The following is a 23,489-nucleotide window of genomic DNA, read 5'->3' as shown; positions in this document are numbered from 1 at the left end:
CTCACGGCTGCCGTCGCCACCGTCGATGTGAAGGGGGAGGCCGCATTCTCATGAGCAGATCACGAGTCGTCGTGGTCGGCGCCGGCTTCGCCGGCTACCAAGCAGCCCGGACCCTGCTGCGGCGAGCGCCCTCGCACGTCGAGGTCGTCCTGCTGAATCCGACCGACCACTTCCTGTACGTACCGCTGCTGCCGCATGTGTCGGCGTCGATCCTGGAGCCGCGCAGGGTCACCGTCTCGCTCACCCGCAGCCTGCCTGGCGGCCGGCTCGTGCTCGGCGAGGCGAGCGGAGTGGACCTCGGGACCCGGCACGTGCGCTACACCGACCCGGAGGGCCGGTCCGGTGAGCTCCGCTACGACAAGCTCGTGCTCGCCGTCGGCAGTGTCAACCGACTGCTGCCCGTACCGGGCGCGGCCGAGCACGCCAAGGGGTTCCGCGGCCTGCCCGAGGCGCTCTACCTGCGCGACCACATGATCCGCCAGCTCGAGCTCGCCGCCGACACCGACGATCCGCAGGAACGCGCCGCCCGAACCACCTTCGTGGTGGTCGGCGCCGGATACACCGGCACCGAGGTGACCGCCCACGGCCACCTGCTCACCCGATCCCTCGCCGCCCACAACCCGCGGCTCCGCTCCGGGCCCCCGCCGCGATGGCTGCTCCTCGACCTCGCCCCCCGCGTCCTGCCCGAACTCGACGCACGGCTCTCGCGCGCGGCCGAGCGGGTGCTGCGCCGCCGGGGCGTGGACATCCGCACCCAGACGTCCGTGCAGGAGGCCACCGGCGACGGAGTCCTGCTCGACGACGGCGAGTTCGTGCCGACCCGCAGTCTCGTCTGGTGCGTCGGGGTGCGCCCCGACCCGCTCGTGCAGGATCTCGGGCTGCCCACCGAGAAGGGCCGTCTGATCGTCGACGAGCACCTGAACGTGCCGGGCCACCCGGAGGTGTACGCCTGCGGGGACGCGGCCGCGGTGCCGGACCGTACCCGGCCGGGCAGCTCCACGCCGATGACCGCACAGCACGCATGGAGGCAGGGGAGGACGGCGGGGCGCAATCTCGCCGCCTCCTACGGTCGGGGCAGCTCGGCGCCATACGAGCACCACGACAAGGGCTTCGCCGTCGACCTCGGCGGAGTGCAGGCGGCCGCCAACCCGTGGAACGTACCGCTGTCCGGGCCGCTCGCCGGCGCCGTGACCCGCGGCTACCACCTGCTGTCCATGCCCGGCAACCGCGTCCGGGTGGCCGCGGACTGGCTCCTCGACGCGGTGCTGCCCCGGCAGGCCGTACAACTGGGCCTGATCCGCTCCGGCTCCGTCCCCCTCGACACCTCGTCGCCCGAACTGGCCCGCACCCCTCGCCCGTGAACGGCTGCGGGCACGGGCCGTCGTAACCCGCACCTGGTGGTACCCGCACCTTGTCGCCGACGGCCCGTGCCGCCCCGGCGGCAACGTTGTCGCCCGGGGCGGCATCTCCCCGGAGTGACGAGATCGACACGTTCCCGGCTCGCGATCCCCAGCGAACACGGCATAGGGTCACGGATCGGTCCAGGCCGTGGCTCGAAAAGCACGGTCCGGGCCGAACCGAACAGTCACCGGAGTAAGGATCCGCTGGTCATGACGACCGCTACAGCTGAGTCCCCCATCTACGACACCCTGGTCCAGGAACAGGGCGATGTCCTCGCAACGGCGCGTGAGACCGCCGAGGAGATCAAGCAGCAGGCCGAGGACGTCCTCCACTTCGGCGGCCCGACCGGCCCCGGCCAGGCCCCCGCCCCGTCCGAGGACCGGCCCTCGTAGACGCCCCGCGGGGAACGCCACGGTCTCTCGCGCGGCAGGGCCCCTCGCATGCCCAGGTCCGCCGGCCGGGCGATGCTGGAAGCGCACGTACGCACGTGTGCACACCCGCTGCACCGCACTGCACCCGCAGTGGCACGGCGGGCACCGCATCCGCAGTGGGAGGCGCCGATGGATCCCGTGGAAGGACTGGAGCGGATCGCGTTCCTCCTCGAGCGCGCCGGCGCCCCCACCTATCGCGTACGGGCCTTTCGCACCGCGGCCGAGGTGGTGGCAGGACTCTCCGAGGGCGAGGCCGCGCGACGCGTCGCCGACCGGTCCCTGGAGTCGCTCAAGGGCATCGGCCCCAAGACGGCCACCGTCGTACGTGAGGCGCTGGCCGGCACCGTACCTGCGTATCTGGAACGCCTGGAGCGCGAAGCGGGCATTCCGCTCGTGGTGGGCGGAACCGCCCTGCGGGCGGCCCTGCGTGGCGACTGTCACCTGCACTCCGACTGGTCCGACGGCGGCAGTTCGATCGAGGCGATGGGTCGGGCCGCACAGTCGATCGGCCATGAGTGGGCCGTACTCACCGACCACTCACCGCGCCTGACCGTGGCGCGCGGACTCTCCCCGGAACGGCTGCGCGAGCAGCTCGACGTGGTGGCCGCGCTCAACCGACGCTGGAAACCCTTCCGGCTGCTCACCGGCATCGAGTGCGACATTCTCGACGACGGAACCCTCGACCAGGAACCCGAACTGCTCGACCGCCTCGACGTCGTGGTCGTCTCGGTGCACTCCAAACTGCGCATGGACGCCCAGGCGATGACACGCCGCCTGATCGCGGCGGTCAGTGACCCGCGGGCGGACATCCTCGGCCACTGCACGGGGCGGCTCGTCGCCGGACGAGGCCGACCGCAGTCGCAGTTCGACGCGGACGCGGTGTTCGCCGCCTGCGCGGCCGCGGACACCGCGGTGGAGATCAACTGCCGTCCGGAGCGACTCGATCCGCCGCGCCGCCTGCTGCGCCGGGCTGTGGACGCAGGGGTGCTGTTCTCCGTGGACACCGATGCGCACGCGCCCGGCCAGCTGGACTGGCAGGTCATCGGCTGTGCGCGGGCCGAGGAGTGCGGCGTGCCCGCCGAGCGGGTCGTGACGACCTGGACGGCCGACCGGCTGCTGGCCTGGACGCGCACCCACCGCTCCCGCAGCGCCTCCTGAGAAGTCCTCCCACGGTCGATGGATGACCGGCAGCCACCGGGGCACCCGGAGTGTGCACGACAGACCGCGCTCGAGAGACCGCAGTCGAGTACGCGACAGAAGAAACTCCGCAGCGCGACCGAACACTCCGGAAGGGAGTCACCATGATCGCCCTCGGTGCCATCCTCCTCCTGATAGGCCTCTTCGCCGGAATCTCCCTCCTCACGACGATCGGCGCCGTACTGCTCGTCGTCGGCGCAGTCCTGTGGATCCTCGGCACCACCGGCCACATGATCGGCGGCCGCAGGCACTACTACTGACAGATCGTCAGCACCCGCGGGCCGGTCGCCCGGCCCCGTAGGGTCGTCGCCCATGACTGATCCTCACCCACCGATCACCCCCTACGACCGGGGCCGTCTCGACACCGGCGACGGCAACTTCATCCACTACGAGCAACTCGGCAACCCTGCGGGCAAACCCGCCCTGAACATCCACGGTGGCCCGGGGTCCGGGGCCTCGCAGCGGCCGACGCGAACCTGGGATCCGGCGCGCTACCGGGTGATCCGCTTCGACCAGCGCAACTGCGGCCGCAGCACCCCGCACGCCGCCGACCCGTCGGCCGACATGGCCCTGAACACCACACAGCACCTGATCGACGACATGGAGCGGCTGCGCGAACACCTCGGTGTCGAGAAGTGGTTGCTCAACGGCGGCTCCTGGGGTTCCACCCTGGCTCTGGCCTACGCGCAGCAACACCCGCAGCGTGTGAGCGAGATGGTCATCGCCGCGGTGACGACGACCCGACGCAGCGAGATCGACTGGCTCTACCGGGGTGCGGGGCGGTTCTACCCCGAGGCGTGGGACCGGTTCCGCGACGGTGTGCCTGAACGTGACCGGGACGGGGACCTGTTGGCTGCGTATGCCCGGCTGATGGAGAGCCCGGACCGGGCGGTGCGGCAGGCCGCGGCCGCGCACTGGCTCGCCTGGGAGGACGCGGTCGTCTCGGGCGAGCCGAACGGCCGGCCCGGAATGTACAGCGACCGCGACGCCGATGCACAGATCGCGTTCGTGCGGATCTGTGCCCACTTCTTCAGCAACGGCGCCTGGCTGCAGGAGGACCAGCTCCTGAACCAGGCGCAGAAACTGGCCGGCATCCCCGGAGTCCTTGTGCACGGCCGGCACGACATGGGAAGCCCCGTCGGGACCGCCTGGGAGCTGGCGAAGGCGTGGCCCGGATCGCGGCTGCATATCGTCGAGGACTCCGGGCACGCCGGAAGCGACGCGATGCACCGGGTGACCCGGGCCGCGATCGACGCGTTCAAGAACCGCTGACACGGCGGCCGTTCGGCCCGGACCCCGGTGTCAGGCGCAGGCGTCGGATGTCGGTGTCCGGCACCGATGTCAGGCGGCCGAGCCGAGGATCACCGACCGGGTCAGATGCCGTGGCCGGTCCGGGTCGAGCCCGCGCGCTTCCGCGAGCGCGAGCGCCAGGCGCTGGACCCGGACGAGCTCGGCGAGCGGGTCGAGACTGCCGGCCTCCCAGTGGGCACCGGTGGCCCGCACCTGGTCGGCAAGGCCCTCCGGCGCCTCGCCGAGCATCCAAGTGGCCGTCCCCGCGGTGGAGATGGAGATCGGACCGTGGCGGTACTCCATCGCCGGATACGACTCGGTCCACGACAAGGACGCTTCGCGCATCTTGAGGGCCGCCTCGTTGGCCAGACCCACGGTCCAGCCGGTGCCCAGGATGCTGAACTGCGTGCTCTGCAGCAGCTGTTCGGGCAGCGGACGCGCCAGCGCCGACTCGGCGTCGTCGATGCAGGCGGCCGTGTGCAGCCCGAGGTGCGCACGCAGCAACGTCAGCGCCGAGGTGGCGAAGCGGGTCTGCACCACCGACCGCTCGTCGGCGAAGTCGAGTACGACGACGTCGTCGGCGGCCGACATGACGCGGGTCCGCGGGTCCGCGGTGAGGGCGAGCGTACGGACCGTGCCCCGCAACTGGTCGAGCAGTCGCAGTACCTCGGTCGTGGTCCCCGACCGGGTGAGGGCCACCACCCGGTCGTAGTCACGTCCGGCCGGAAACTCGGAGGCGGCGAAGGCGTCGGACACGCCGTGACCCGCACTTTCACGCAGCACGGCATAGGCCTGCGCCATGAAGTACGAGGTGCCGCAGCCCACTACGGCGATGCGCTCTCCCGGCCGGGGCAGCTCGGCCGATTCCTGGACGCCGAGTTCTGCGGCTCGGCGCCAGCACTCGGGCTGGCTGGCGAGTTCCGTCGCTACGTGATGCATGGACCACTCCCGTCTGGGGCGGATGATTGAGAATGCATGCTAGATACTAGTTTCAATCATGTTCAAGCATGCCGATGAAACGTCGGTCGATCACCGGACCGCCAGGCCCCTCCGGCGCCATGCTGTAATCCCTGGCCAGGACCCATCAGGAGAGGTGCGAAGTGAACCGGTACGAGAGGCACGGTGAGTTGCTGCGGCTGCTCGCCGAACGCAAGCAGCTCGAGGTGGAGGCGGTCGCCGACGAGCTCGGCGTCTCCACCGCGACCGTCCGCCGCGACTTCGACCAACTCGCCGAACAGCGGCTGCTGGTGCGCACCCGCGGCGGCGCACTGCCCACCGACACCGCGTACGACCTGCCGCTGCGCTACAAGTCCGTCCGGGAGTCGGCGGAGAAGGAGCGCATCGGCAAGGCCACCGCGGCCATGGTGGAACGGGGCATGGTGGTCGGCCTCAACGGCGGTACCACCACCACCGAAGTGGCCCGCGCGCTCGCCGCCCGTGGCGACTGGCTGGACGACGCGCCGGGCGACGGGCCCGCGGTCACGGTCGTCACCAACGCCCTCAACATCGCCCATGAACTCGCGGTGCGCCCGCAGGTGAAGGTGGTGACGACCGGCGGCGTGGCGATGCCCCTGTCGTACGAGCTCGTGGGGCCGCTGGCCGGGCGCATTCTGCGGGACATCAGCCTGGACATCGCCTTCCTCGGTGTCGACGCGGTCGATCCGCGGCGCGGCGCCAGCGCCCGCAGCGAGCACGAGGCCGACATCAACTCGATGCTGGCCGCACAGGCGGACCGCCTGGTGGTGGTCGCGGACTCGAGCAAACTGGGCGGCAACGCGTTCGTCAGGATCTGCGGCCCCTCCGCCATCGACACCCTGGTCACGGACGACCGCGCCCCCCAGAAGGCGAAGGAGTTCGAGGAACGAGGCATCTCCGTCGTCCAGGCCTGACGGCCACATGCATGACCGATGATTGGTTATGCAATAAACAAAGAGTTAACGAGCACCTCTTGTCACCGCGTGCGACAGCGTTGCAGGATGCGGGGGCCTCGCCGATACCTCGGCCGGGGACCCCCGCTTTTCGTTTCTGCGCCCTCGCGCAACGCCCTTGATCGGAGGTGACCGTGTCGACGGCGGCCTCGACTTCGCCCAGCCCGGTCGTACCCCACCCACCACCGGCCGACGACGGCCGTGCCAAGGCGGACGCCTCGCGACGCAAACGCAAGCGCCGCGCGAAGGTCACCAAGCGGCCGTTGCGCGAACGACTGCGCAGGGACCGGACACTGCTCCTGCTCTGCGTCCCCGGCATCCTGTACTTCGTCGTCTTCTTCTATGTGCCGCTCGCGGGGAACGTGATCGCGTTCCAGGACTACCAGCCGTATCTGGGCTTCAAGGAGAGCCCGATGGTCGGCTGGACCAACTTCCAAGCCCTGGTGCAGGAGCCGGAGTTCTGGACGGCGGTCAAGAACACCCTCGAGATCAGTGCGGTCCAGCTGCTGCTGTACTTCCCGGCGCCGATCGCACTCGCCCTGTTCCTCAACTCGCTGATATCCAGCCGCAGTCGACGCTTCCTGCAGACGGTGGTCTACCTCCCGCACTTCCTGTCGTGGGTCGTGGTCGTCGGCATGTTCCAGCAGATCTTCGGCGGCGCCGGCACCGTCACCTCGTACCTCAACGAGCACGGCGTCAGTGTCGGCAACCTGATGAACAACCCGGACACCTTCTTCCTCCTGATCACCTCTCAGGCGATCTGGAAGGACGCCGGCTGGGGCGCGATCATCTTCCTGGCCGCCATGGCGAGCATCGACAACTCGCTCTACGAGTCGTCCGCGATCGACGGCGCGAACTGGTGGCGCCGGATCTGGCACGTCACCCTGCCCGGCATCCGGCCGGTGATCATCATGCTGCTCATCCTGCGGCTGGGCGACATCCTCTCCGTCGGCTTCGAACAGATCCTGCTGCAGCGCGACAACGTGGGCGCGGAGGCGTCCGAAGTCCTCGACACCTATGTGTACTTCCACGGCGTCGTGGACGGCGACTGGGGCATGTCCACCGCCGCCGGACTGATGAAGGGCGTGATCGGCTTCGCCCTCATCTACCTCGCGAACAAAGCCGCACACCGCCTCGGCGAACAGGGGGTCTACCGACGATGACCACGGACTCCTTCCGCGCGACGCTGCGTCACCGGCGCCGGCACCCGGAGCGCCCGGCCTGGATGGAGCAGCCCGGGACCCCGACCCAGGTCCTGAAGACCCTGGTCGTCATCGGCATGGTCGTCGCAGTCGCCTACCCGTTCCTGCTCTGCCTCGGGACATCGCTCGCCACCAAGGACGAACTCGCGGCGAACGGCGGGTATGTGCTCTTCCCCTCCGAGCCCACCCTGGAGGCGTACCGCGTCGTCCTCGACGGGGGAGTGGTCACCCGAGCGGCCATGGTGAGTGTCGGCGTCACGCTCATCGGCACGGCGCTGAGCCTGCTGTGCACGATCAGCCTCGCGTACGGACTCTCCCGCCCCGGTACCACGGCGGGGAAGCCGCTGCTCCTGATCGTGCTCGGCACCTTCCTGTTCACCCCGGGTGTCATCCCGAACTACCTGGTGGTCCAGGAGCTCGGACTGCTCGACTCCTACGGCGCGCTGATCGTGCCGACCCTGCTCAACGCCTTCAACATCGTGGTGATGCGCGCGTTCTTCCAGGGGATCCCCGACGAGCTGCACGAAGCCGCAAAGCTCGACGGCGCAGGGGAGTTCAGAATTCTCTGCACCATCGTGCTGCCGCTGTCCAAGGCCGTGATCGCGGTCGTCGGCCTCTTCTATGCGGTGACGTACTGGAACAGTTTCTTCAACGCGATGCTCTACATCAACGACGGAGAAAAACTGCCCCTGCAGATGGTTCTCCGTTCGTACGTACTCCAAGGGGACACCTTCAACGCCAAGGCACTCGGGGTCGCCGTGCTCCCTTCCTCGACCTCCCTGTCGATGGCCGTACTCATCCTTGCGGTGGCCCCGATCGTCGCGGTGTACCCCTTCCTGCAGAAGTACTTCGTGAAGGGCGTACTCACCGGCGCCATCAAGGGATGACCACGGGGCGAGTTCCGTGCACCGCAGTCTCCACCTCTTCGCTTCTTCCTGCCCAACTCTCAGGAGAATCATGGCTGGTCAAGGATTCAATCGCCGCGCTTTCCTGGGCGCCGCAAGCGCCACCGGAATCACTCTCGCCGCCGGCGGAACACTCACCGCCTGCGGCTCCGGCGCCAAATCCGGTGCCGGTGCTGCCGCTTCGGCCAAACTGAAACTGCCCGCATACGTACCCGCGAACGTGCCGAAGCCGGACCTGCCGGGCAATGCCCAGGGACTGGACGCCGGATACCTCAGGTACCCGAAGAATCTGGTGAAGCATTCGGGACCCGCGCCGGGCGACGGAGAGGCGATCACGGCCCTCACCGAGACCTTCACCACGATGCCGCCGGCCATGCGGCGCAACGCGTACTGGCAGGAGCTGAACAAACGCGTCGGCTCCGAGATACGCATGACGATCGTCAACGGTCTCGGCGAGGAATCCGTCTACCGTTCCAAGTTCAACGCACTCATCGCGGGCGGAGACCTTCCGGACCTGATGTGGTTCCCGCCCAACCAGGGGCTGAAGAACGTCCCGCAGCTGCTCGAGGCGAAATTCCACGATCTGACGGAGTACCTGTCCGGCGACGCGGTCAAGGAGTACCCGAACCTCGCCAACATCCCGCCGTACGCCTGGCAGACCGCGGTGGTCAACGGCCGGATCGCCGGCTACGCCGTCCCGTACGGCCGCATGGGCCAGGTGTATGTCGCCAACGAGGACTTCTGGAAGCCTGTCGGCGGGCTGCAGTTCGACAGCGCCCAGGACTTCTTCGAGAAGGCGAAGGACCTGCTCGACACCAAGCGCAAGAAGTGGGTGCTCGAGCCGGCCTACGTGAATCACCTCAACCAGTTCGCCATGTGGTACGGCGTGCAGAACGGGTGGCAGGAGAAGGACGGAAAGCTGGTGAACGCCTTCGAGACCGACGAATTCCTGGCCGGCCTCGAGTTCGCCGTCAAGTGCCAGAAGGCCGGACTGTTCTACCCGGACCCAAACCTGCGCACGACGCTGGAAAAGCTCGGGGGCGGGTTCCTCGGACTGCACGTCCAGTCGTTCCCCGGATTCCTCAACGACAGTGCCATGTACGACTGGCCGCAGAAGGTGGTCGTCCCGTTCGCCGCCGAGAAGGGAATGCAGCCGACCTGGGGTTACGGCTACGGTTCGGTCGGCTTCACAGCGATCAACAACAAGGTGCCGAAGAAGCGCGTGAAGACGCTTCTGAAGGTGCTCGACTTCCTCAGCGCCCCGATGGGCACGGAGACCCGGCTCTTCCTCGACAACGGTCTGGAAGGCAGGCACTGGGACCGGTCGAAGGACGGCGACGTCGTCCTCAACGACAAGGGGAACGCGGAGGTGCTCACCACCCGCCAGGCCATCAACTTCTTCTCCAACGCTCCCCAGTCGCTGTATCTGCCCGGCAAGTCGGAGATGACGCGGGGCATCCACGAGACCGAGGTGGAGCTGATGAAGATCGCCCAGGCGAACGCGACCATCGGCTACTTCTCCGACACCAACGCGAGCAAGGGCGCGTCGTCGAGCGCCGAATTCAACGAGGCGCTCAAGGACATCGTGGCCGGCCGCGAGTCCATCGCGTCCTTCAAGAAGGACGTCCTGCCGAAATGGCGTCGCACGGCCGGTGACGCGATGCGCAGCGAGTACGAGACCGCCATGGCGAAGGGCAAGAAGAAGTGACCACCACCAACGACCTGCGCATCGGTGTGATCGGCCTAGGCCTGCGCCGTTCCATCGCGACGGCCGCCCACCGCCCCGGCAGGGGTTCCGTCGTGACCGCCGTCGCCGACTCCGACGCCGCCGTGCGGGACACGGTGCCGGGCCTGTTCGAAGGCGCCGCGGCCCACCGGGACCATCGGGGGCTCCTCGCCGACGACGCCGTCGACGCCGTGCTCGTCGCCACCCCCGACGACACCCATGAGACCGTCGCCTGCGATGCGCTCAAGGCCGGCAAGGCGGTCTTCGTGGAGAAGCCGCTCGGTATCAGCGTGGAGCAGTGCGACGCCATCCTGCGCACGGCGTACGAGACCGGCACGCGGCTCTACGTAGGTCACAACATGCGCCACATGGGCGTCGTACGCCTGATGCGCGACCTCATCGCACGCGGGGACATCGGTGAGCCGAAGACGGTCTGGGTGCGGCACTTCGTCAGCTACGGCGGCGACTACTACTTCAAGGACTGGCACGCCGACCGTCGCCGCACCACCGGCCTGCTGCTGCAGAAGGGCGCGCACGACCTCGATGTCGTGCACTGGCTGGTGGACGGCTACACGACTCGTGTGAACGCCTTCGGCGAGCTGATGCTCCACGGCGACCTGCCGCGCCGCGAGCCGGACACCCCGCGCCCCGAGGGCTGGCTGCGCGAGTTCGAATGGCCGCCGAGCGAGCGGAAGAACCTCCACCACATCGTGGACGTCGAGGACGTCTCGATGATGAACATGCGCCTGGACAACGGCGTCCTGGCCGCATACCAGCAGTGTCACTTCTCGCCGGACTACTTCCGCAGCTACACCGTCATCGGCACGCAGGGGCGGCTCGAGAACTTCGGTGACAGTCCCGGCGCGGAGGTCCGGGTCTGGAACACCGGGCCGAGCGGTTACCGCGCCGATGCCGACGCCACGTATCGCGTACCGGAAGCGACGGGCTCGCACGGCGGCGCGGACGGACGGATCATCGACGAGTTCTGCCGCTTCGCGCGGGACGGCGGTGCCACGGACACGTCACCGGTGGCCGCGCGGATGAGCGTCGCCGCCGGGTACATGGCCACGCAGTCCCTGCGCAACGGCGGCGCACCGTACGACGTGCCGCCACTCGATCCGGAACTGACCGCCTATTTCGACGGCGGTCAGCGGTAAGTGCTCCGGCGCGGTCGTGAGTCGCCCGACCGTGCCGGTCAGGTTCACCCGTCCCCACCACGAGAGGGAGTACATGAACCACATCAGCACGTTCCTGAAGGGCCGTCGGGGCCGGAGTTGCGCGGTGATCGCCGCGGCCGCCGCGCTGACCCTGACCGGGTCCTCCGCCACGGCAGGTGCCGCCCAGGACTCCGAGGCCGCTGCGGAGATCGGCCAGACGCCCGGCACATACACCTACTACGGCTTCGACGACGAGGTGACCGGTCTCGACGAGGTGACCTGGTCGACCACCGTGGACACGGACCCGGGCCATCGCTCACAGGTCTTCTGGAGCCATCAGTTCGGCTTCGACGAGGGCAACGGCGCCTATATCGGCATGCAGACCAACAAGGGCGAGGGCCGGATGCTCCTGTTCTCCGTCTGGGACGTCTTCGAATGGAAGGCCGGCGACGAGGGCAGCTGGTGCCAGGAGTTCGGCGGCGAGGGTGAGGGCGCCAGCTGCCGGCTGCGCTTCAACTGGCAGGAGGGGCACACCTATACGTTCAAGGTGGCGAGCGAGGGCGACGGCTGGTTCGGTGCGACGGTCACCGACACGACCGCCGCCAAGTCGGTGAAACTGGGCTCGATCCGCACACCGGCCTCGCAGATCGATCCGGCCGGGATGGTCGACTGGACCGAGTACTACGAGTGGAACGACATCCGTACGACGTGTCATGACCAGCCGTTCTCCGCGGCCCGGTTCGGAGTTCCCGAAGGCGTACTCGCCGACGGAACGCGGGTGACGGGGGCCGTCTCCAGGACCAAGAGCAGTGACAACCCGTGCGCCCCGATGACCCGCACCGAGACGCTGCCGGACGGGCAGGGCTCGGTGCAGGATCTGGCCGTCGGCAACTCGGTGCGCGGTGCACTGCGTGCGGCGGACGGCAGTTGTGTGGGGAGTGCGGGTGACGAGCCGGCCACGGGTGCCGCAGTCGCCGCCCCGTGCGGGGGAGGCACCGGACCGGACGGATCGGTCGGCACGTTCGCACAGTCGTGGGTGCTCGCGGCGGACGGAAGCGTGCGTCTGCCGTCCGACCACTGCCTGACGGCGGAGCCCGGCGACGCGAGTGTGAGTATCACGGACTGCGCGGGCCCGTCGGCGGACGGAGCCGTCACCGATCCGCTGAAGCGCTGGGCGGTGGACCGCGATGAGGGGACGCTGGTCAACGAGTCCACGGGCGAGTACCTCACTCGTACTTCGTCCGGATTGACCCTCACCGACGGCTCGGCGGCCGGTGCCCGGGGTTGGACGCTGCCCGCCGCGTAGACACGGGCCCCGATCCTTCGTCCGCACGGAGCACCCCACCCGTCCCCCGGATGTGTGACCCGCGAATGGTGGGGCGGCGGGTGGGTATCGGGTGGTCACCGATGCGTCGGGTCGCCGGGCAGGGTCGGGCGGGTCGGCGTGAACGCCGAGTCAGGAGCTGTGATGGACACTTCGCTCGAAACCCTTCTCGACCGCGTCCAGGAGCGTGGCGGTTTCGCCGCGGTGCCCGAGGCGGCGCGTGCGGTCCGCGGAGTGCTCGAGGTGCTCGGCGCGCATCTGGTCGGCGCCGACCGCAGTGACCTGGCCCGACTCCTGCCCGAGCAGTGCGCACCGCTGCTCACCGAGGCGCAGGCGGCGAGTGAGCCACTGACGCCCGGCGGTTTCGTCGCCGCGGTCGCGGAGCGTTCGGGCGACGAGATGGCCGAGGCCCGCCGCGCCGTGACCGCGGTGCTCGGCACCGTCGCCGAGCGTTCCGACGACGCGCTGCTGCGCCGGGTCCTGACTCAACTCCCGCCCGGGCACGCGGGGTTGTTCGGCTGCACCGAGCCGACCTGACGCAGTCCGCCCGGATCCCGTGCGTGACGGCCGTCCCGTGTTCGACAGCACCTTGTCCTGGAGGATTCCCATGGCAGCAGGAGCTCGTTCCGAGAGACCGGCAGGCGGCGACGGGGAGACGGCTGTCGTGCGGGGGCGAGGGGCCCCCGCCCCCTGGGCGGTGCGCGCCCTGGCCATGCTGCTGGCCTTCGCCGGCATGGTGGCGTTCGGCGTCTTCCTGGCCAGGATGACCCTCGAACCGTCGGCCGCCTCGGTGTCCCTGACGCACAGCAACTTCCGCCCCGGCGACTCCATCCGGGACTATCTGGACCAGCCCGCCCTGCGCGACACCGTGAAGCAGCTCGGCGGCAATGTGGTGCTCGGTGTGCCGTTCGGCCTCCTGCTTCCGGTCCTGGTGCCGCCGGCCCGCGGGCTCGTGCGGGTGGTCGTGGTGACGGCCGTCGTGATGAGCCTGGTCGAGCTGACCCAGGGCTTCTGGGTGACCGGCCGCACCTTCGACATCGACGACGTCATCCTGAACACCTCCGGCGCCCTGATCGGTTACGTACTGCTCGGCCGCCGGCTCGGCCGCGCGGTGCACCCGCGCCGCCGGCACTGGTGGCACCGCTTCACCGGCGGTCCGGGCGCCGGTGCCTGACCCTTCGTCCGGTTCGTCCGGTGTGAACTCCGTCCGTACGTACGCGATGTGAGCGGCTTTCACGTGCCCGTTCCGGATCGGTCGTCCTGCGTTTACCTTGTCGGGATCATCTGTGCGACCAGGGACGACGAAGGGTTCGGGTATGCGGGAGCAGGGGATCAGCAGGCGGGCGATGCTCGCGGGCGTCGGCGGGGTGGGGACCGCGGTCGCGCTCGGCGCGTTCGGTCGGCAGGCCGTCGCCGACGGCGGTACGGCCAGGTTCCCGCTGCCCGACAAGGCCGAGCTGACCGTGCTGCTCACCGGCGACGCGGGCACCGGCGAGCCCGAGCAGTTCGCCGTCGCGGCCGCCGCCCGCAAGCTCTGCGAGGAGCGCGGCGTGGACCTCGCCATCGGGCTCGGCGACAACATCTACGAGAACGGTCCCGAGGAGGTCCTTGACGACGAGTTCCGTACGAAGTTCGAGGAGCCGAACCAGGGCATCGACGTCCCCTGGATGATGGTGCTCGGCAATCACGACACCAGCGGCATCATCCCCGGCAGCGGCGGCCGCCCGTCACGCGGTGACCACGAGGTGGCGTACCACGACCATTCCGCCCGCTGGTACATGCCGGCCCGCTACTACTCCGTCGCCGTGCCGCAACAGGCGCCTGTCGCCGAGTTCTTCGCGCTCGACACGACACCGCTGTCCTCGTACGTGCTGCAGACCGACCCCGAGTACCACTGGGACGGACCGTTCGCCCGCAGGCAGCGCGAGTGGCTGGCCGACTCGCTGGCCGCGTCCCGCGCCCGCTGGAAGTTCGTCTTCGCCCACCACCCGCTGCGCAACAACGGCACGCACGGCAACGCGGGCGCGTACGAGGGCATCACCTGCGGCGACTATCTGAGCGGCAAGCACGTCAAGAAGTTGTACGAGGAAGTGGTGTGCGGCAAGGCCGAGTTCATCCTGTCCGGCCACGATCACACGCTGCAGATCCTGGACACCGGTGCCGAGTGCGGGGGCACCCAGCAGATCGTCTGCGGCGCCGCGGCCAAGACGAAGGGCCGGGCGTCCGAGCCGGAGAACAAGGCCTTCTGGGAGGCGTACGACACGCTCGGCTTCATGACGCTCTCCATCAGCGCCGACCGGGTCGTCACGGACGCCTACACGGTCGACCCGGAGACGTCCGCGTACACCCATGCGTACCGGCACACGCGGACCGACCGCCTGGCGGCGTGACGGCCGGCCGGCGACGCGGCCCGGCGGTCACTCGATGACGAGGTCGACGGGGATGTTGCCGCGGGTCGCGTTCGAGTAGGGGCACACCTGGTGGGCCTGCTCGACCAGTTCGCGGCCCTGCGCCGGGTCGAGCGACGCCGGGAGTTCGACGCGCAGGGTGACCTTCAGGGCGAAGCCCTCGCCCTGCTTCCCGATGCCGACCTCGGCCGTCACCGCCGCGTCGTGGACGTCGGCCTTGGCCTGCCGTCCGACGGCGCCGAGGGCGCTGGCGAAGCATGCGGCGTACCCGGCGGCGAACAGCTGCTCCGGGTTCGTGCCCTGGCCGTTGCCGCCCATCTCGGTGGGGATGCCGAGGTCGAGGTCGAGCTTGCCGTCGGAGCTGACCGCGCGGCCTTCGCGGCCATGGGTGGCGGTGGCGACGGCGGTGTAGAGCGCGTCCATGGAAGTTTCTCCTTGCTGAGGTCCTCGACTGCTGACGACAGAAGTAGAGCATGCAATTGAATTGTGCGCAACTGAATGGCCCCCGGCTACTCTGAAGGCATGCCCTCAACAGACGCCACCGACGACGCCCTCCGCCTCGACCAGCACCTCTGCTTCTCCCTGCAGGCCGCTTCGCGTGCCTTCAGCGGTGTCTATCGCGTCCTGCTGAAGGAGCTCGGACTCACCTACCCGCAGTATCTGGTGATGGTGGTGCTGTGGGAGCACCGCGAGCTGTCCGTGAAGCAGCTGGGCGAACACCTTCGCCTCGACTCCGGCACGCTCTCCCCCCTGGTCAAGCGACTGGAGGCGGCCGGCCTCGTACGCCGCGAGCGCAGCGCGCACGACGAGCGCTCGGTGCACGTCCACCTCACCGAGGAGGGCGCGGCCCTGCGTGAGCGCGCGTTGCTCGTCCCGCGCCGGATCGCCGCTGCGACAGGCATCGGCCTCGACGAGGTGCGCGATCTGCGGGCCCGACTCGACCGCCTCACGACCGCGTTGGACGCGGCGGCGCTTGCGGAGGTGCCGGACCTCGGGTGACGGGACCTTCCGTAAGCCGGTCATAGCCGGGGCGTCGACCACCCCGGCTAGGTGAAATCCCGTGTCGGATGAGAGGGTCGGTCGGGTGAGTGAGACACCGAACAACACCCTGCAGTACCGCTTCGACGGCGCGGAAGACGCTCCGGTTCTGGTCCTGGGTCCCTCACTGGGTACCACATGGCACATGTGGGACCGGCAGATCCCCGAACTCTCGGGTACCTGGCGGGTGTTCCGGTACGACCTGCCGGGGCACGGCGGCGCACCCGCGTACGCCACCGACTCGGTCGCGTCGTACGCCGAGCGTCTCCTGGCCACGCTCGACGGCCTCGGCGTGCAGCGCTTCGGCTACGCGGGCTGTGCGCTCGGCGGTGCGATCGGCGCCGAGCTGGCGCTGCGGCACCCGGACCGGGTGGCCTCACTCGCGCTCATCGCCGCCTCGCCGCGCTTCGGCACCGCCGACGAGTTCCGCCAGCGCGGGGTGATCGTACGGACGAACGGCCTCGACCCGGTGGCGCGCACCTCGCCCGAGCGCTGGTTCACGCCGTCGTTCGTGCAGAACCAGCCCGCGATCACCGAATGGGCCGTGCAGATGGTGCGGACCACGGACCCCGGCTGCTACATCGCCGCCTGCGAGGCACTCGCCTCCTTCGACATCCGCCACGAGCTCGGCCACATCGGCGTACCCACCCTGGTCCTGGTCGGCTCCGACGACCAGGTGACCGGTCCCGCCGAGGCACGCACCCTGGTCGCCGGCATACCGGACGCCCGGCTCGCGGTGGTCCCCGGCGCCTCGCACCTGGCCCCCGTCGAGCAGCCGACGGCCGTCACGGACCTGCTCGTACGCCACTTCTCCACCGCCTGGCCCTCGGCGGGCGACACCTCCACCGGGTTCACGGCGATCGCGGCGCCGCCGGTGAAGCCGGTGATCGCGCCGATGCCCGCCGGACCCGTCGCCGAGATCGCGCCCGCTGCCGCACAGGGCGGCGTGCCGGTGCGCCCGGACACGTACGACACCGGGCTCAAGGTGCGCCGTGAGGTGCTCGGTGACGCGCATGTGGACAGTGCGCTCGCCGGAGCCGACAGCTTCTCGGAGGACTTCCAGGACCTGGCCACCCGCTACGCCTGGGGCGAGATCTGGAGCCGTCCCGGCCTCGACCGGCGCTCACGCAGCTGCGTCACGCTCACCGCGCTCGTCGCCGGTGGCCACCTGGACGACCTGGCCACGCACACCCGGGCCGCGCTGCGCAACGGCCTCACCCCGCAGGAGATCAAGGAAGTCCTGCTGCAGGCCGCGGTCTACTGCGGTGTGCCGGCCGCCAATGCGGCCTTCAAGGTGGCACAGCAGGTGATACGGGAGGAGACCACGCCGGAGGAGTAGCGCGGTCGCGCGGTACGGGGCCGGCTGCGGGAGCAGGATGGTGGCATGGAACTGACGAAGAAGACCCACGCCTGCGTCCGGCTCGTGAAGGATGGGCGGACCCTGGTCATCGACCCCGGCGCGTTCAGCGAGCCGGACTCGGCGGACGGCGCCGACGCGATCCTGGTCACCCACGAGCACCCCGACCACTTCAGCGAGGAGCGGCTGCGCGCCGTCCTCGAGGCCTCGCAGGGCACCGAGCTGTGGACGCTGCGCTCGGTGGCCGACCGGCTCGCCGGCGCCTTCCCCGGGCGGGTGCACACGGTCGGCGACGGCGACACCTTCGCTGCCGCGGGCTTCGACGTGGAGGTGCACGGCGAGCTGCATGCGGTGATCCACCCGGACCTGCCGCGGATCACCAACGTCGGGTTCCTGGTGGACGGTTCGGTCTTCCACCCGGGCGACGCCCTGACCGTGCCCGGCCGTCCGGTCGACACCCTCCTCGTCCCGGTGATGGCCCCCTGGAACAAGGTCTCGGAGGTCATCGACTACGTACGCGAGGTGGCGCCCGCCCGCACCGTCGACATCCACGACGCCCTGCTGACCGACCTGGCCCGCCCCGTGTACGACCAGCACCTGGAGAATCTGGGCCGCGCACCGCACCAGCGCCTGGGCGCAGGGGAGTCGACAGGCCTCTGACCAGGTCCGGACCCGTGCACGGGAGCCCGCATCGGCCGGCGGGCCCGGCGATTGTCGGACCCGGCGGGTAGGTTGTGGGACATGCGCATCGCGACTTGGAACGTGAACTCGATCACCGCCCGCCTCCCCCGCCTGCTCGCCTGGCTGGAGAGCAGCGGCACGGATGTCCTGTGCATCCAGGAGACCAAGTGCACGGCGGAGCAGTTCCCCGCGGACGCACTCCGCGAACTGGGATACGAGTCCGCGGTGCACGCCACCGGGCGGTGGAACGGCGTGGCGCTGGTCTCCCGCGTCGGCATCGAGGACGTCGTCCGCGGCCTGCCCGGCGACCCGGGTTACGACGGCGCCGAGGAGCCGCGCTCGGTGTCGGCGACCTGCGGCGGAGTCCGCCTCTGGTCGGTCTATGTGCCGAACGGCCGGGAGCCCGACCACCCCCACTACGCCTACAAGCTCGCCTGGTTCGAGGCCCTGCGCGCGGCCGTCGCAGGGGATGCGGCGGGCAGCCGGCCGTTCGCGATCCTCGGCGACTACAACGTCGCACCGACGGACGACGACGTCTGGGACATCGACCGGTTCGAGGGCGCGACCCATGTCACCGAGGCCGAGCGTGCCGCGCTCACCGCGCTGCGCGAGACCGGCCTGACCGACGTGGTGCCGCGCCCTCTCAAGTACGACCACCCGTTCACGTACTGGGACTACCGCCAGCTGGGCTTCCCGAAGAACCGCGGCATGCGCATCGACCTGGTCTACGGGAACGCCCCGTTCGCCAAGGCCGTCACCGACTCCTACGTGGACCGCGAGGAGCGCAAGGGCAAGGGCGCCTCGGACCACGCACCGGTGGTGGTCGATCTGGAGGTGTAGTCACCGCGAGCGGGGGGGGGGATCGCCCGTCAGCCCACCAGCTCCCGCAGGTCCACCGAGTCGGCGATCGCCTTCAGGCCACCGTCACCGGGGTGCAGATGGTCGCCGCTGTCGTACGCGGGCAGAATCCGGGCCGGATGCGCCGGATCGCGCAGTACGGCGTCGAAGTCGAGCACCGCGTCGTAAGCACCGCTGGACCTGATCCAGTCGTTGATCGCGCGCCGCTCGGCGTCGACGGCGGCCGTGCAGCGCTCCTCGCCCTCGCACGGTGCGATGGTGGCGGCCACCGAGCGCAGGCCCCGCGCCTCGGCCCGCTCGGCGATCTCCCGCAGCCCGTGGATGACTTGGGCGGCCGTGTCGCCCCAGCGGATGTCGTTGACCCCCTCGAAGACGACCACCGTCCGGGCCGTGGTCTGCGCGGCCACATCGCGGTCGAAGCGGTGCAGGGCGCTCACCCCGCCGGTGTCCGTGGAGACGCCGTCGCCCGGGTAGCGGTCCTGGACCACGCGGTTCGCGGAGATGCCCTGGTTCAGCACGCCGTAGTGCGGGATGTCGTCCTGGGTGAGGATCCGCCGGGCCAGTACGTCCGGCCAGCGCAGATTGGCGTCCTGGGTGGAGCCGACGCCGTCGGTGATCGAGTCGCCGAGCATCACAAGAGAGCCGGGCCCGCCGCCCACGTCGACCCCGGTCAGAAACGGCCAGGTGCCGATCGTCGAGGTGTACGCGGAGCCGGCGCCCTCCGCCGCATGGTCGCCCGGTTCGCTGAGGTACGAGGTCTGGCTGGTGGCACTGTGCACCGGCGCGGCCGTGACCGTGTCCGGCAGATGGAAGCTGACGAGGAGATTCGCGTCGGCCGGCACATCGAACCCGACCGGATCGCTGAACGCCTGTGCCCCGGCGGGGATCTCGGTGCCGCGCTCACCGCCGAACCGCAGCCGCACCGGCGCGGACCGCGCCTCGGCCCCGTCCCCCTGTACCGCGACGGTGGCGCCGCCGATGCGTACGGGCGTACCGGCGAAGGTGTTGTCGAGCCGGATGCGCACCGCCGGCCCGCCCGTGGAGGTGTGCACCACGAGCCGCAGTGTGCGGTCGGTCCACGGCCCGACCTCGGTGTACCCGGAGGTGGAGGTGGACCAACTGCCGGTCAGACCACGGTCCGGCGTGCGCACCGACACGTCGAACACGTGCAGATCGGCCGCGCCGGGGTCCTCGGGCAGCCGCACCGAGGCGACCCGGCGGCCCTCGGCGATGGGCACGGTCACCACGTAGAGCCGGGCCTTCTCGTCGAGCCGGCCGTCCGGTGTGTTGACGTGCGGAAGGGCCACGGACTTGGTGGCGAGCGGGCCCGTGCGCCAGTCCGGCGCGGCGAGACGGAAGGTGCCGCGGGACCCGTCGCTGTAGTGGACCGTGCCGGTGCCGACCGCATCGCCCCCGGTCCCGGCGACGAGGAAGGACAGGGCGTCGCCGCGGCCGCTCACCCGTACCGACTGACCGTCGGCCCGTACGTTGTCGGGCCGCCCCGGCCGGGTGTCCGGCATCGCGATGCGGGAAGCGTCGACGGTCAGGGCGCGTCCGGGAGTCCAGCCCGCGGCCGCCAGATCCTGCGCGGACAGCGAGGCGCCGGAACCGTCGAAGTCGGCGCTCCCCGGTGCGGAGTCGTCGCTGACCGCGCGGTTGTCGAAATGCCGCTCCAGCGGGAGCGGCCGGGGTCTCGGCTCCGCCGCCGAGGCGCTGCCCGCCGTGGAGACCGGGACCACCCCCGCCACCAGCGCCGCCATGACGGTTCCTGCCCAGATGCCTCGGCGCACGCCGGTCTCCTCCGGTCCCTGTGACGTCGGTTGCGCCATGAAGCTAAGGAGGCGACAGGGACGCGTCAATGACCGGCGTCTGAACTCGACCTGAATTCACGGCAGTAGGCGTACGGTCAGCTGCCGGAGCGGCGCCGGGCAGGCTTCAGCGGTGGACCCGGGCATACGTCGCCATGTCGAGATCGAGGCGCGGGCTGTCCGGCCGATGCGCAGCACGTCGCAGCAGGCGCCGAGGTCGTGGGATTGTCGCGCCAGGGACCGTGTCATGTGCACGTGTCGGTCGTTGGGCAGTCTGGATCATGAGGGTGCGCGACGGCATTTGTGCCGGCTCTTCCGGGTGGCGCCCCTCGTGACTCTTCTGCCTGTATGACACTGGCTGTATGAGACTGGCCCTCGCGGAAAGGTTTCCGTGAGGGCCAGTGCCATGCGGGGCACTCGTACAGGGGAAGGCGGTATGTGAAATGGGAGGCAGTGCAGGGCCGAGCACGCGCACCTGCCGTGCCGGCCGGTCAACCTCAAGCAATCCGAACTCGTGAGGTCGCTCATGAACATCCCTTTCCTGGACAAGTGGCGCCGCAGGCAGCCCGCCGACCCGGGCGAGGGTCTCGCGGCCGCCTTCGAGGAGGATCCGGAGTCGGTCACCGAGCTGCTGTCCGAATGTGAGCTACTGCGGTCCGAGGCGGAGCGCGCCGGCCTCGAACTCGACGACACCCCGGCCTCGTTGGAGGCCCTCGACCAGCTGCCGCCCACCTGGCGCGACGACGCGGAGCTGCTGCCCTGGATCGGCAACGACGCGGGTCTCTACCTCGGCACCGTCCTGGTGCGGGCCGTCCGCGGCGCCGCATGGCACGTATGGCCCGGCGGCCATCCAGTCGTCCGGCTGCCCTCGGGCCGGGAGATCCACGTCGTGGAGGCCGGCCTCGACTGGGCGGTCAACGGGGCGCCGCAGCTCTCCCAGGTGTACGGGGAGGCGGCCGAGGGGTAGCCGCCGGGCCGCCCCCCGAGGGCAGCCCGGTAGAGCAATACGGTTAATGCCTTTTCAGTGCGTGTCGCCTGTTAAGTCCCATATTGGGCTGGATAGTTTGCGCGGACGACACGGCTGGAAGTGGGTAGGTCGGCATGGCCGTCGATCCGTTGATCGAACTGCATGACGTCAATAAGTACTACGGGAAGTTGCATGTCCTCCAGGACATCAATCTCACCGTCGGGCGTGGGGAGGTGGTGGTCGTCATCGGCCCGTCCGGTTCGGGCAAATCGACCCTGTGCCGGACGATCAACAGGCTGGAGACCATCCAGTCCGGACGCATCAATCTCGACGGACGCTCACTGCCCGAGGAGGGCAAGGCCCTCGCGGGACTCCGTGCCGAGGTGGGCATGGTCTTCCAGTCCTTCAACCTCTTCGCACACAAGACCGTCCTGCAGAACGTCTCGCTCGCCCAGATCAAGGTGCGGGGGCGCAAGAAGGACGAGGCGGACCAGCGATCGCGGGAGCTGCTCGAGCGAGTCGGCCTCGCCGCCCACGCCGAGAAGTTCCCGGCGCAGCTCTCCGGCGGACAGCAGCAACGGGTCGCGATCGCACGGGCGTTGGCGATGGACCCGAAGGTGATGCTCTTCGACGAGCCGACCTCCGCTCTCGACCCCGAGATGATCAACGAGGTGCTCGAGGTCATGCAGCAGCTCGCCAGGGACGGGATGACGATGGTCGTAGTCACCCATGAGATGGGCTTCGCGCGGTCGGCGGCCAACCGGGTCGTGTTCATGGCCGACGGCCGCATCGTCGAGGACCGCACGCCCGAGGACTTCTTCACTCACCCGGAGAGCGACCGCGCCAAGGACTTCCTCTCCAAGATCCTCAAGCACTGACGGGGGCGTTCGGACTCATGACGCGTACCACACGTGTGCTCGCGGGGCTGCTCATCCTGCTCCTCGCCGCGACGACGGCCTGCGGCAAGGACGGCAGCCCCCCGGTGAAGGGCCCGCGGGCCGACCAACTTCCGCACTACGAGGTCGACAAGGCCTTCCAGCTCCCGGACTCGCCGACCTGGCGCAAGGCGAAGAGGCGCGGCTATCTGCTGGTCGGCGCCAAGGAGGACCAGCCCTACCTCGGCGAGAAGGACCCGGCCTCCGGCACCTACTCCGGCTTCGACATCGAGATCGCCAAGATGGTCGGCGCCCACCTCGGCTTCGAGACCGGCCGCATTCGCTTCAAGACCATCGCCTCGGCCAACCGCGAGACCGCCCTGCAGAACGGGCAGGTCGACATGTACGTCGGCACGTACACCATCAACGACAACCGCAAGGGCCTCGTCGGCTTCGGCGGTCCGTACTACATGGCCGGCCAGGGCCTCCTCGTCCGCTCCGACGAGGAGGACATCAAGGGCCCCGAGGACCTCGACGGCAAGCGGGTCTGCTCGGCCGCCGGATCCACCCCGTACCAGCGGATCCAGGAGGACTACCCGAAGGCCACCCTCGTCTCGTACGACACCTACTCGATCTGCGTGGACAATCTGCTGACGTACCAGGTGGACGCCGTCACCACCGACGACGCGATCCTGCAGGGCTATGCGGCCAAGGTCCCGGACGAGATGAAGCTCGTCGGCAAGCCGTTCTCCGAGGAGCCGTACGGCATCGGGCTGCCGAAGATGGACACCGCGCTGCGCTTCGCCGTCGACGACGCCCTCGCGGCCAACGAACGAGACGGCAACTGGAAGAAGGCGTACGACGCCACCCTCGGCCTGTCCGGGGTGCCCGCACCGAACCCGCCCGCCATCGATCGCTACCCGGCGAGCTGAGGCC

The 23,489-nt window shown here is 69.7% G+C and carries 24 protein-coding genes; 21 read left to right on the top strand and 3 right to left on the bottom strand.

Annotated elements, in window-relative coordinates:
* Positions 1 to 50: 50 nt before the first annotated feature.
* The 5 genes from DY218_RS11615 to pip all read left to right on the top strand — a co-directional run bounded on the left by DY218_RS11615 (position 51) and on the right by pip (position 4,301).
* Complete coding sequence (locus DY218_RS11615; RefSeq protein WP_128555879.1) at positions 51 to 1,361, top strand: NAD(P)/FAD-dependent oxidoreductase; 1,311 nt, start codon at positions 51 to 53, stop codon at positions 1,359 to 1,361.
* Between the two features lie 249 nt (positions 1,362 to 1,610).
* A complete protein-coding gene (locus DY218_RS11610) occupies positions 1,611 to 1,793 on the top strand; it encodes a hypothetical protein (protein ID WP_128555878.1) in 183 nt (60 codons plus the stop codon).
* Positions 1,794 to 1,961: 168 nt separating this feature from the next.
* On the top strand, positions 1,962 to 2,990 hold the full coding sequence (locus DY218_RS11605) for a PHP domain-containing protein (RefSeq protein WP_128555877.1): 1,029 nt from the start codon (positions 1,962 to 1,964) through the stop codon (positions 2,988 to 2,990).
* A gap of 143 nt (positions 2,991 to 3,133) precedes the next feature.
* Entirely contained in the window at positions 3,134 to 3,289 is a 156-nt protein-coding gene (locus DY218_RS34495; RefSeq protein WP_199566701.1) for a DUF6131 family protein, read from the top strand.
* Between the two features lie 52 nt (positions 3,290 to 3,341).
* Positions 3,342 to 4,301: a prolyl aminopeptidase gene (pip, locus tag DY218_RS11600; RefSeq protein WP_128555876.1), complete on the top strand. Its 960-nt coding sequence runs from the start codon at positions 3,342 to 3,344 to the stop codon at positions 4,299 to 4,301.
* A 69-nt stretch (positions 4,302 to 4,370) separates the two neighbouring features.
* Here pip and DY218_RS11595 read toward each other — a convergent pair whose 3' ends face one another.
* A complete protein-coding gene (locus tag DY218_RS11595) occupies positions 4,371 to 5,258 on the bottom strand; it encodes an SIS domain-containing protein (protein WP_128555875.1) in 888 nt (295 codons plus the stop codon).
* A gap of 161 nt (positions 5,259 to 5,419) precedes the next feature.
* Here DY218_RS11595 and DY218_RS11590 point away from each other — a divergent pair, with 161 nt between their 5' ends.
* From DY218_RS11590 to DY218_RS11550, 9 genes are all read left to right on the top strand, one after another.
* The gene (locus tag DY218_RS11590; protein ID WP_128555874.1) at positions 5,420 to 6,208 is read left to right on the top strand and encodes a DeoR/GlpR family DNA-binding transcription regulator; all 789 of its coding nucleotides are present in this window, start codon (positions 5,420 to 5,422) and stop codon (positions 6,206 to 6,208) included.
* A gap of 173 nt (positions 6,209 to 6,381) precedes the next feature.
* Positions 6,382 to 7,410 carry an ABC transporter permease gene (locus DY218_RS11585; RefSeq protein WP_128555873.1) on the top strand — a complete coding sequence of 343 codons (1,029 nt, stop codon included), beginning with the start codon at positions 6,382 to 6,384 and terminating at the stop codon, positions 7,408 to 7,410.
* Positions 7,407 to 8,336 (top strand): carbohydrate ABC transporter permease, encoded by a 930-nt coding sequence (locus DY218_RS11580; RefSeq protein WP_128555872.1) that lies wholly within the window; start codon positions 7,407 to 7,409, stop codon positions 8,334 to 8,336. The genes DY218_RS11585 and DY218_RS11580 overlap by 4 nt, the downstream gene beginning before the upstream one ends.
* A gap of 70 nt (positions 8,337 to 8,406) precedes the next feature.
* Positions 8,407 to 10,062, top strand: coding sequence for a type 2 periplasmic-binding domain-containing protein (locus DY218_RS11575; protein WP_128555871.1), 1,656 nt, complete (start codon positions 8,407 to 8,409; stop codon positions 10,060 to 10,062).
* Positions 10,059 to 11,237, top strand: a complete 1,179-nt coding sequence (locus DY218_RS11570; protein ID WP_128555870.1) for a Gfo/Idh/MocA family protein — start codon at positions 10,059 to 10,061, stop codon at positions 11,235 to 11,237. The genes DY218_RS11575 and DY218_RS11570 overlap by 4 nt, the downstream gene beginning before the upstream one ends.
* A 73-nt stretch (positions 11,238 to 11,310) precedes the next feature.
* Positions 11,311 to 12,543 (top strand): DUF3472 domain-containing protein, encoded by a 1,233-nt coding sequence (locus tag DY218_RS11565; protein ID WP_128555869.1) that lies wholly within the window; start codon positions 11,311 to 11,313, stop codon positions 12,541 to 12,543.
* 162 nt (positions 12,544 to 12,705) lie between these two features.
* On the top strand, positions 12,706 to 13,098 hold the full coding sequence (locus DY218_RS11560; RefSeq protein WP_128555868.1) for a DUF2267 domain-containing protein: 393 nt from the start codon (positions 12,706 to 12,708) through the stop codon (positions 13,096 to 13,098).
* 70 nt (positions 13,099 to 13,168) lie between these two features.
* Positions 13,169 to 13,735, top strand: coding sequence for a VanZ family protein (locus DY218_RS11555; RefSeq protein ID WP_407703603.1), 567 nt, complete (start codon positions 13,169 to 13,171; stop codon positions 13,733 to 13,735).
* Between the two features lie 142 nt (positions 13,736 to 13,877).
* Positions 13,878 to 14,951 (top strand): metallophosphoesterase, encoded by a 1,074-nt coding sequence (locus DY218_RS11550; protein ID WP_128555867.1) that lies wholly within the window; start codon positions 13,878 to 13,880, stop codon positions 14,949 to 14,951.
* 27 nt (positions 14,952 to 14,978) lie between these two features.
* On the opposite strand, the gene DY218_RS11545 is transcribed toward DY218_RS11550, so the two are convergent.
* On the bottom strand, positions 14,979 to 15,392 hold the full coding sequence (locus DY218_RS11545) for an organic hydroperoxide resistance protein (protein ID WP_128555866.1): 414 nt from the start codon (positions 15,390 to 15,392) through the stop codon (positions 14,979 to 14,981).
* 99 nt (positions 15,393 to 15,491) lie between these two features.
* On the opposite strand from DY218_RS11545, the gene DY218_RS11540 reads away from it, so the two are divergent.
* The 4 genes from DY218_RS11540 to DY218_RS11525 all read left to right on the top strand — a co-directional run bounded on the left by DY218_RS11540 (position 15,492) and on the right by DY218_RS11525 (position 18,885).
* A complete protein-coding gene (locus tag DY218_RS11540) occupies positions 15,492 to 15,968 on the top strand; it encodes a MarR family winged helix-turn-helix transcriptional regulator (protein ID WP_128555865.1) in 477 nt (158 codons plus the stop codon).
* Between the two features lie 85 nt (positions 15,969 to 16,053).
* Positions 16,054 to 17,346 carry a bifunctional 3-oxoadipate enol-lactonase/4-carboxymuconolactone decarboxylase PcaDC gene (pcaDC, locus tag DY218_RS11535; protein ID WP_128555864.1) on the top strand — a complete coding sequence of 431 codons (1,293 nt, stop codon included), beginning with the start codon at positions 16,054 to 16,056 and terminating at the stop codon, positions 17,344 to 17,346.
* Positions 17,347 to 17,391: 45 nt separating this feature from the next.
* Entirely contained in the window at positions 17,392 to 18,024 is a 633-nt protein-coding gene (locus DY218_RS11530; RefSeq protein WP_128555863.1) for an MBL fold metallo-hydrolase, read from the top strand.
* A gap of 81 nt (positions 18,025 to 18,105) precedes the next feature.
* Positions 18,106 to 18,885, top strand: a complete 780-nt coding sequence (locus DY218_RS11525) for an exodeoxyribonuclease III (protein ID WP_128555862.1) — start codon at positions 18,106 to 18,108, stop codon at positions 18,883 to 18,885.
* 29 nt (positions 18,886 to 18,914) lie between these two features.
* Here DY218_RS11525 and DY218_RS11520 read toward each other — a convergent pair whose 3' ends face one another.
* A complete protein-coding gene (locus DY218_RS11520) occupies positions 18,915 to 20,663 on the bottom strand; it encodes an SGNH/GDSL hydrolase family protein (RefSeq protein ID WP_128555929.1) in 1,749 nt (582 codons plus the stop codon).
* Between the two features lie 574 nt (positions 20,664 to 21,237).
* Here DY218_RS11520 and DY218_RS11515 point away from each other — a divergent pair.
* The 3 genes from DY218_RS11515 (at position 21,238) to DY218_RS11505 (ending at position 23,485) form a co-directional block, all read left to right on the top strand.
* Complete coding sequence (locus DY218_RS11515) at positions 21,238 to 21,678, top strand: DUF6278 family protein (protein WP_128555861.1); 441 nt, start codon at positions 21,238 to 21,240, stop codon at positions 21,676 to 21,678.
* A gap of 134 nt (positions 21,679 to 21,812) precedes the next feature.
* The gene (locus DY218_RS11510; RefSeq protein WP_128555860.1) at positions 21,813 to 22,556 is read left to right on the top strand and encodes an amino acid ABC transporter ATP-binding protein; all 744 of its coding nucleotides are present in this window, start codon (positions 21,813 to 21,815) and stop codon (positions 22,554 to 22,556) included.
* A gap of 17 nt (positions 22,557 to 22,573) precedes the next feature.
* Positions 22,574 to 23,485: a glutamate ABC transporter substrate-binding protein gene (locus tag DY218_RS11505; protein ID WP_128555859.1), complete on the top strand. Its 912-nt coding sequence runs from the start codon at positions 22,574 to 22,576 to the stop codon at positions 23,483 to 23,485.
* Positions 23,486 to 23,489 lie beyond the last annotated feature (4 nt).

It is taken from the genome of Streptomyces triticagri (genome assembly GCF_003429565.1).
Lineage (GTDB): Bacteria > Actinomycetota > Actinomycetes > Streptomycetales > Streptomycetaceae > Streptomyces > Streptomyces triticagri.
This window is presented reverse-complemented; position numbering and strand designations above follow the sequence as displayed.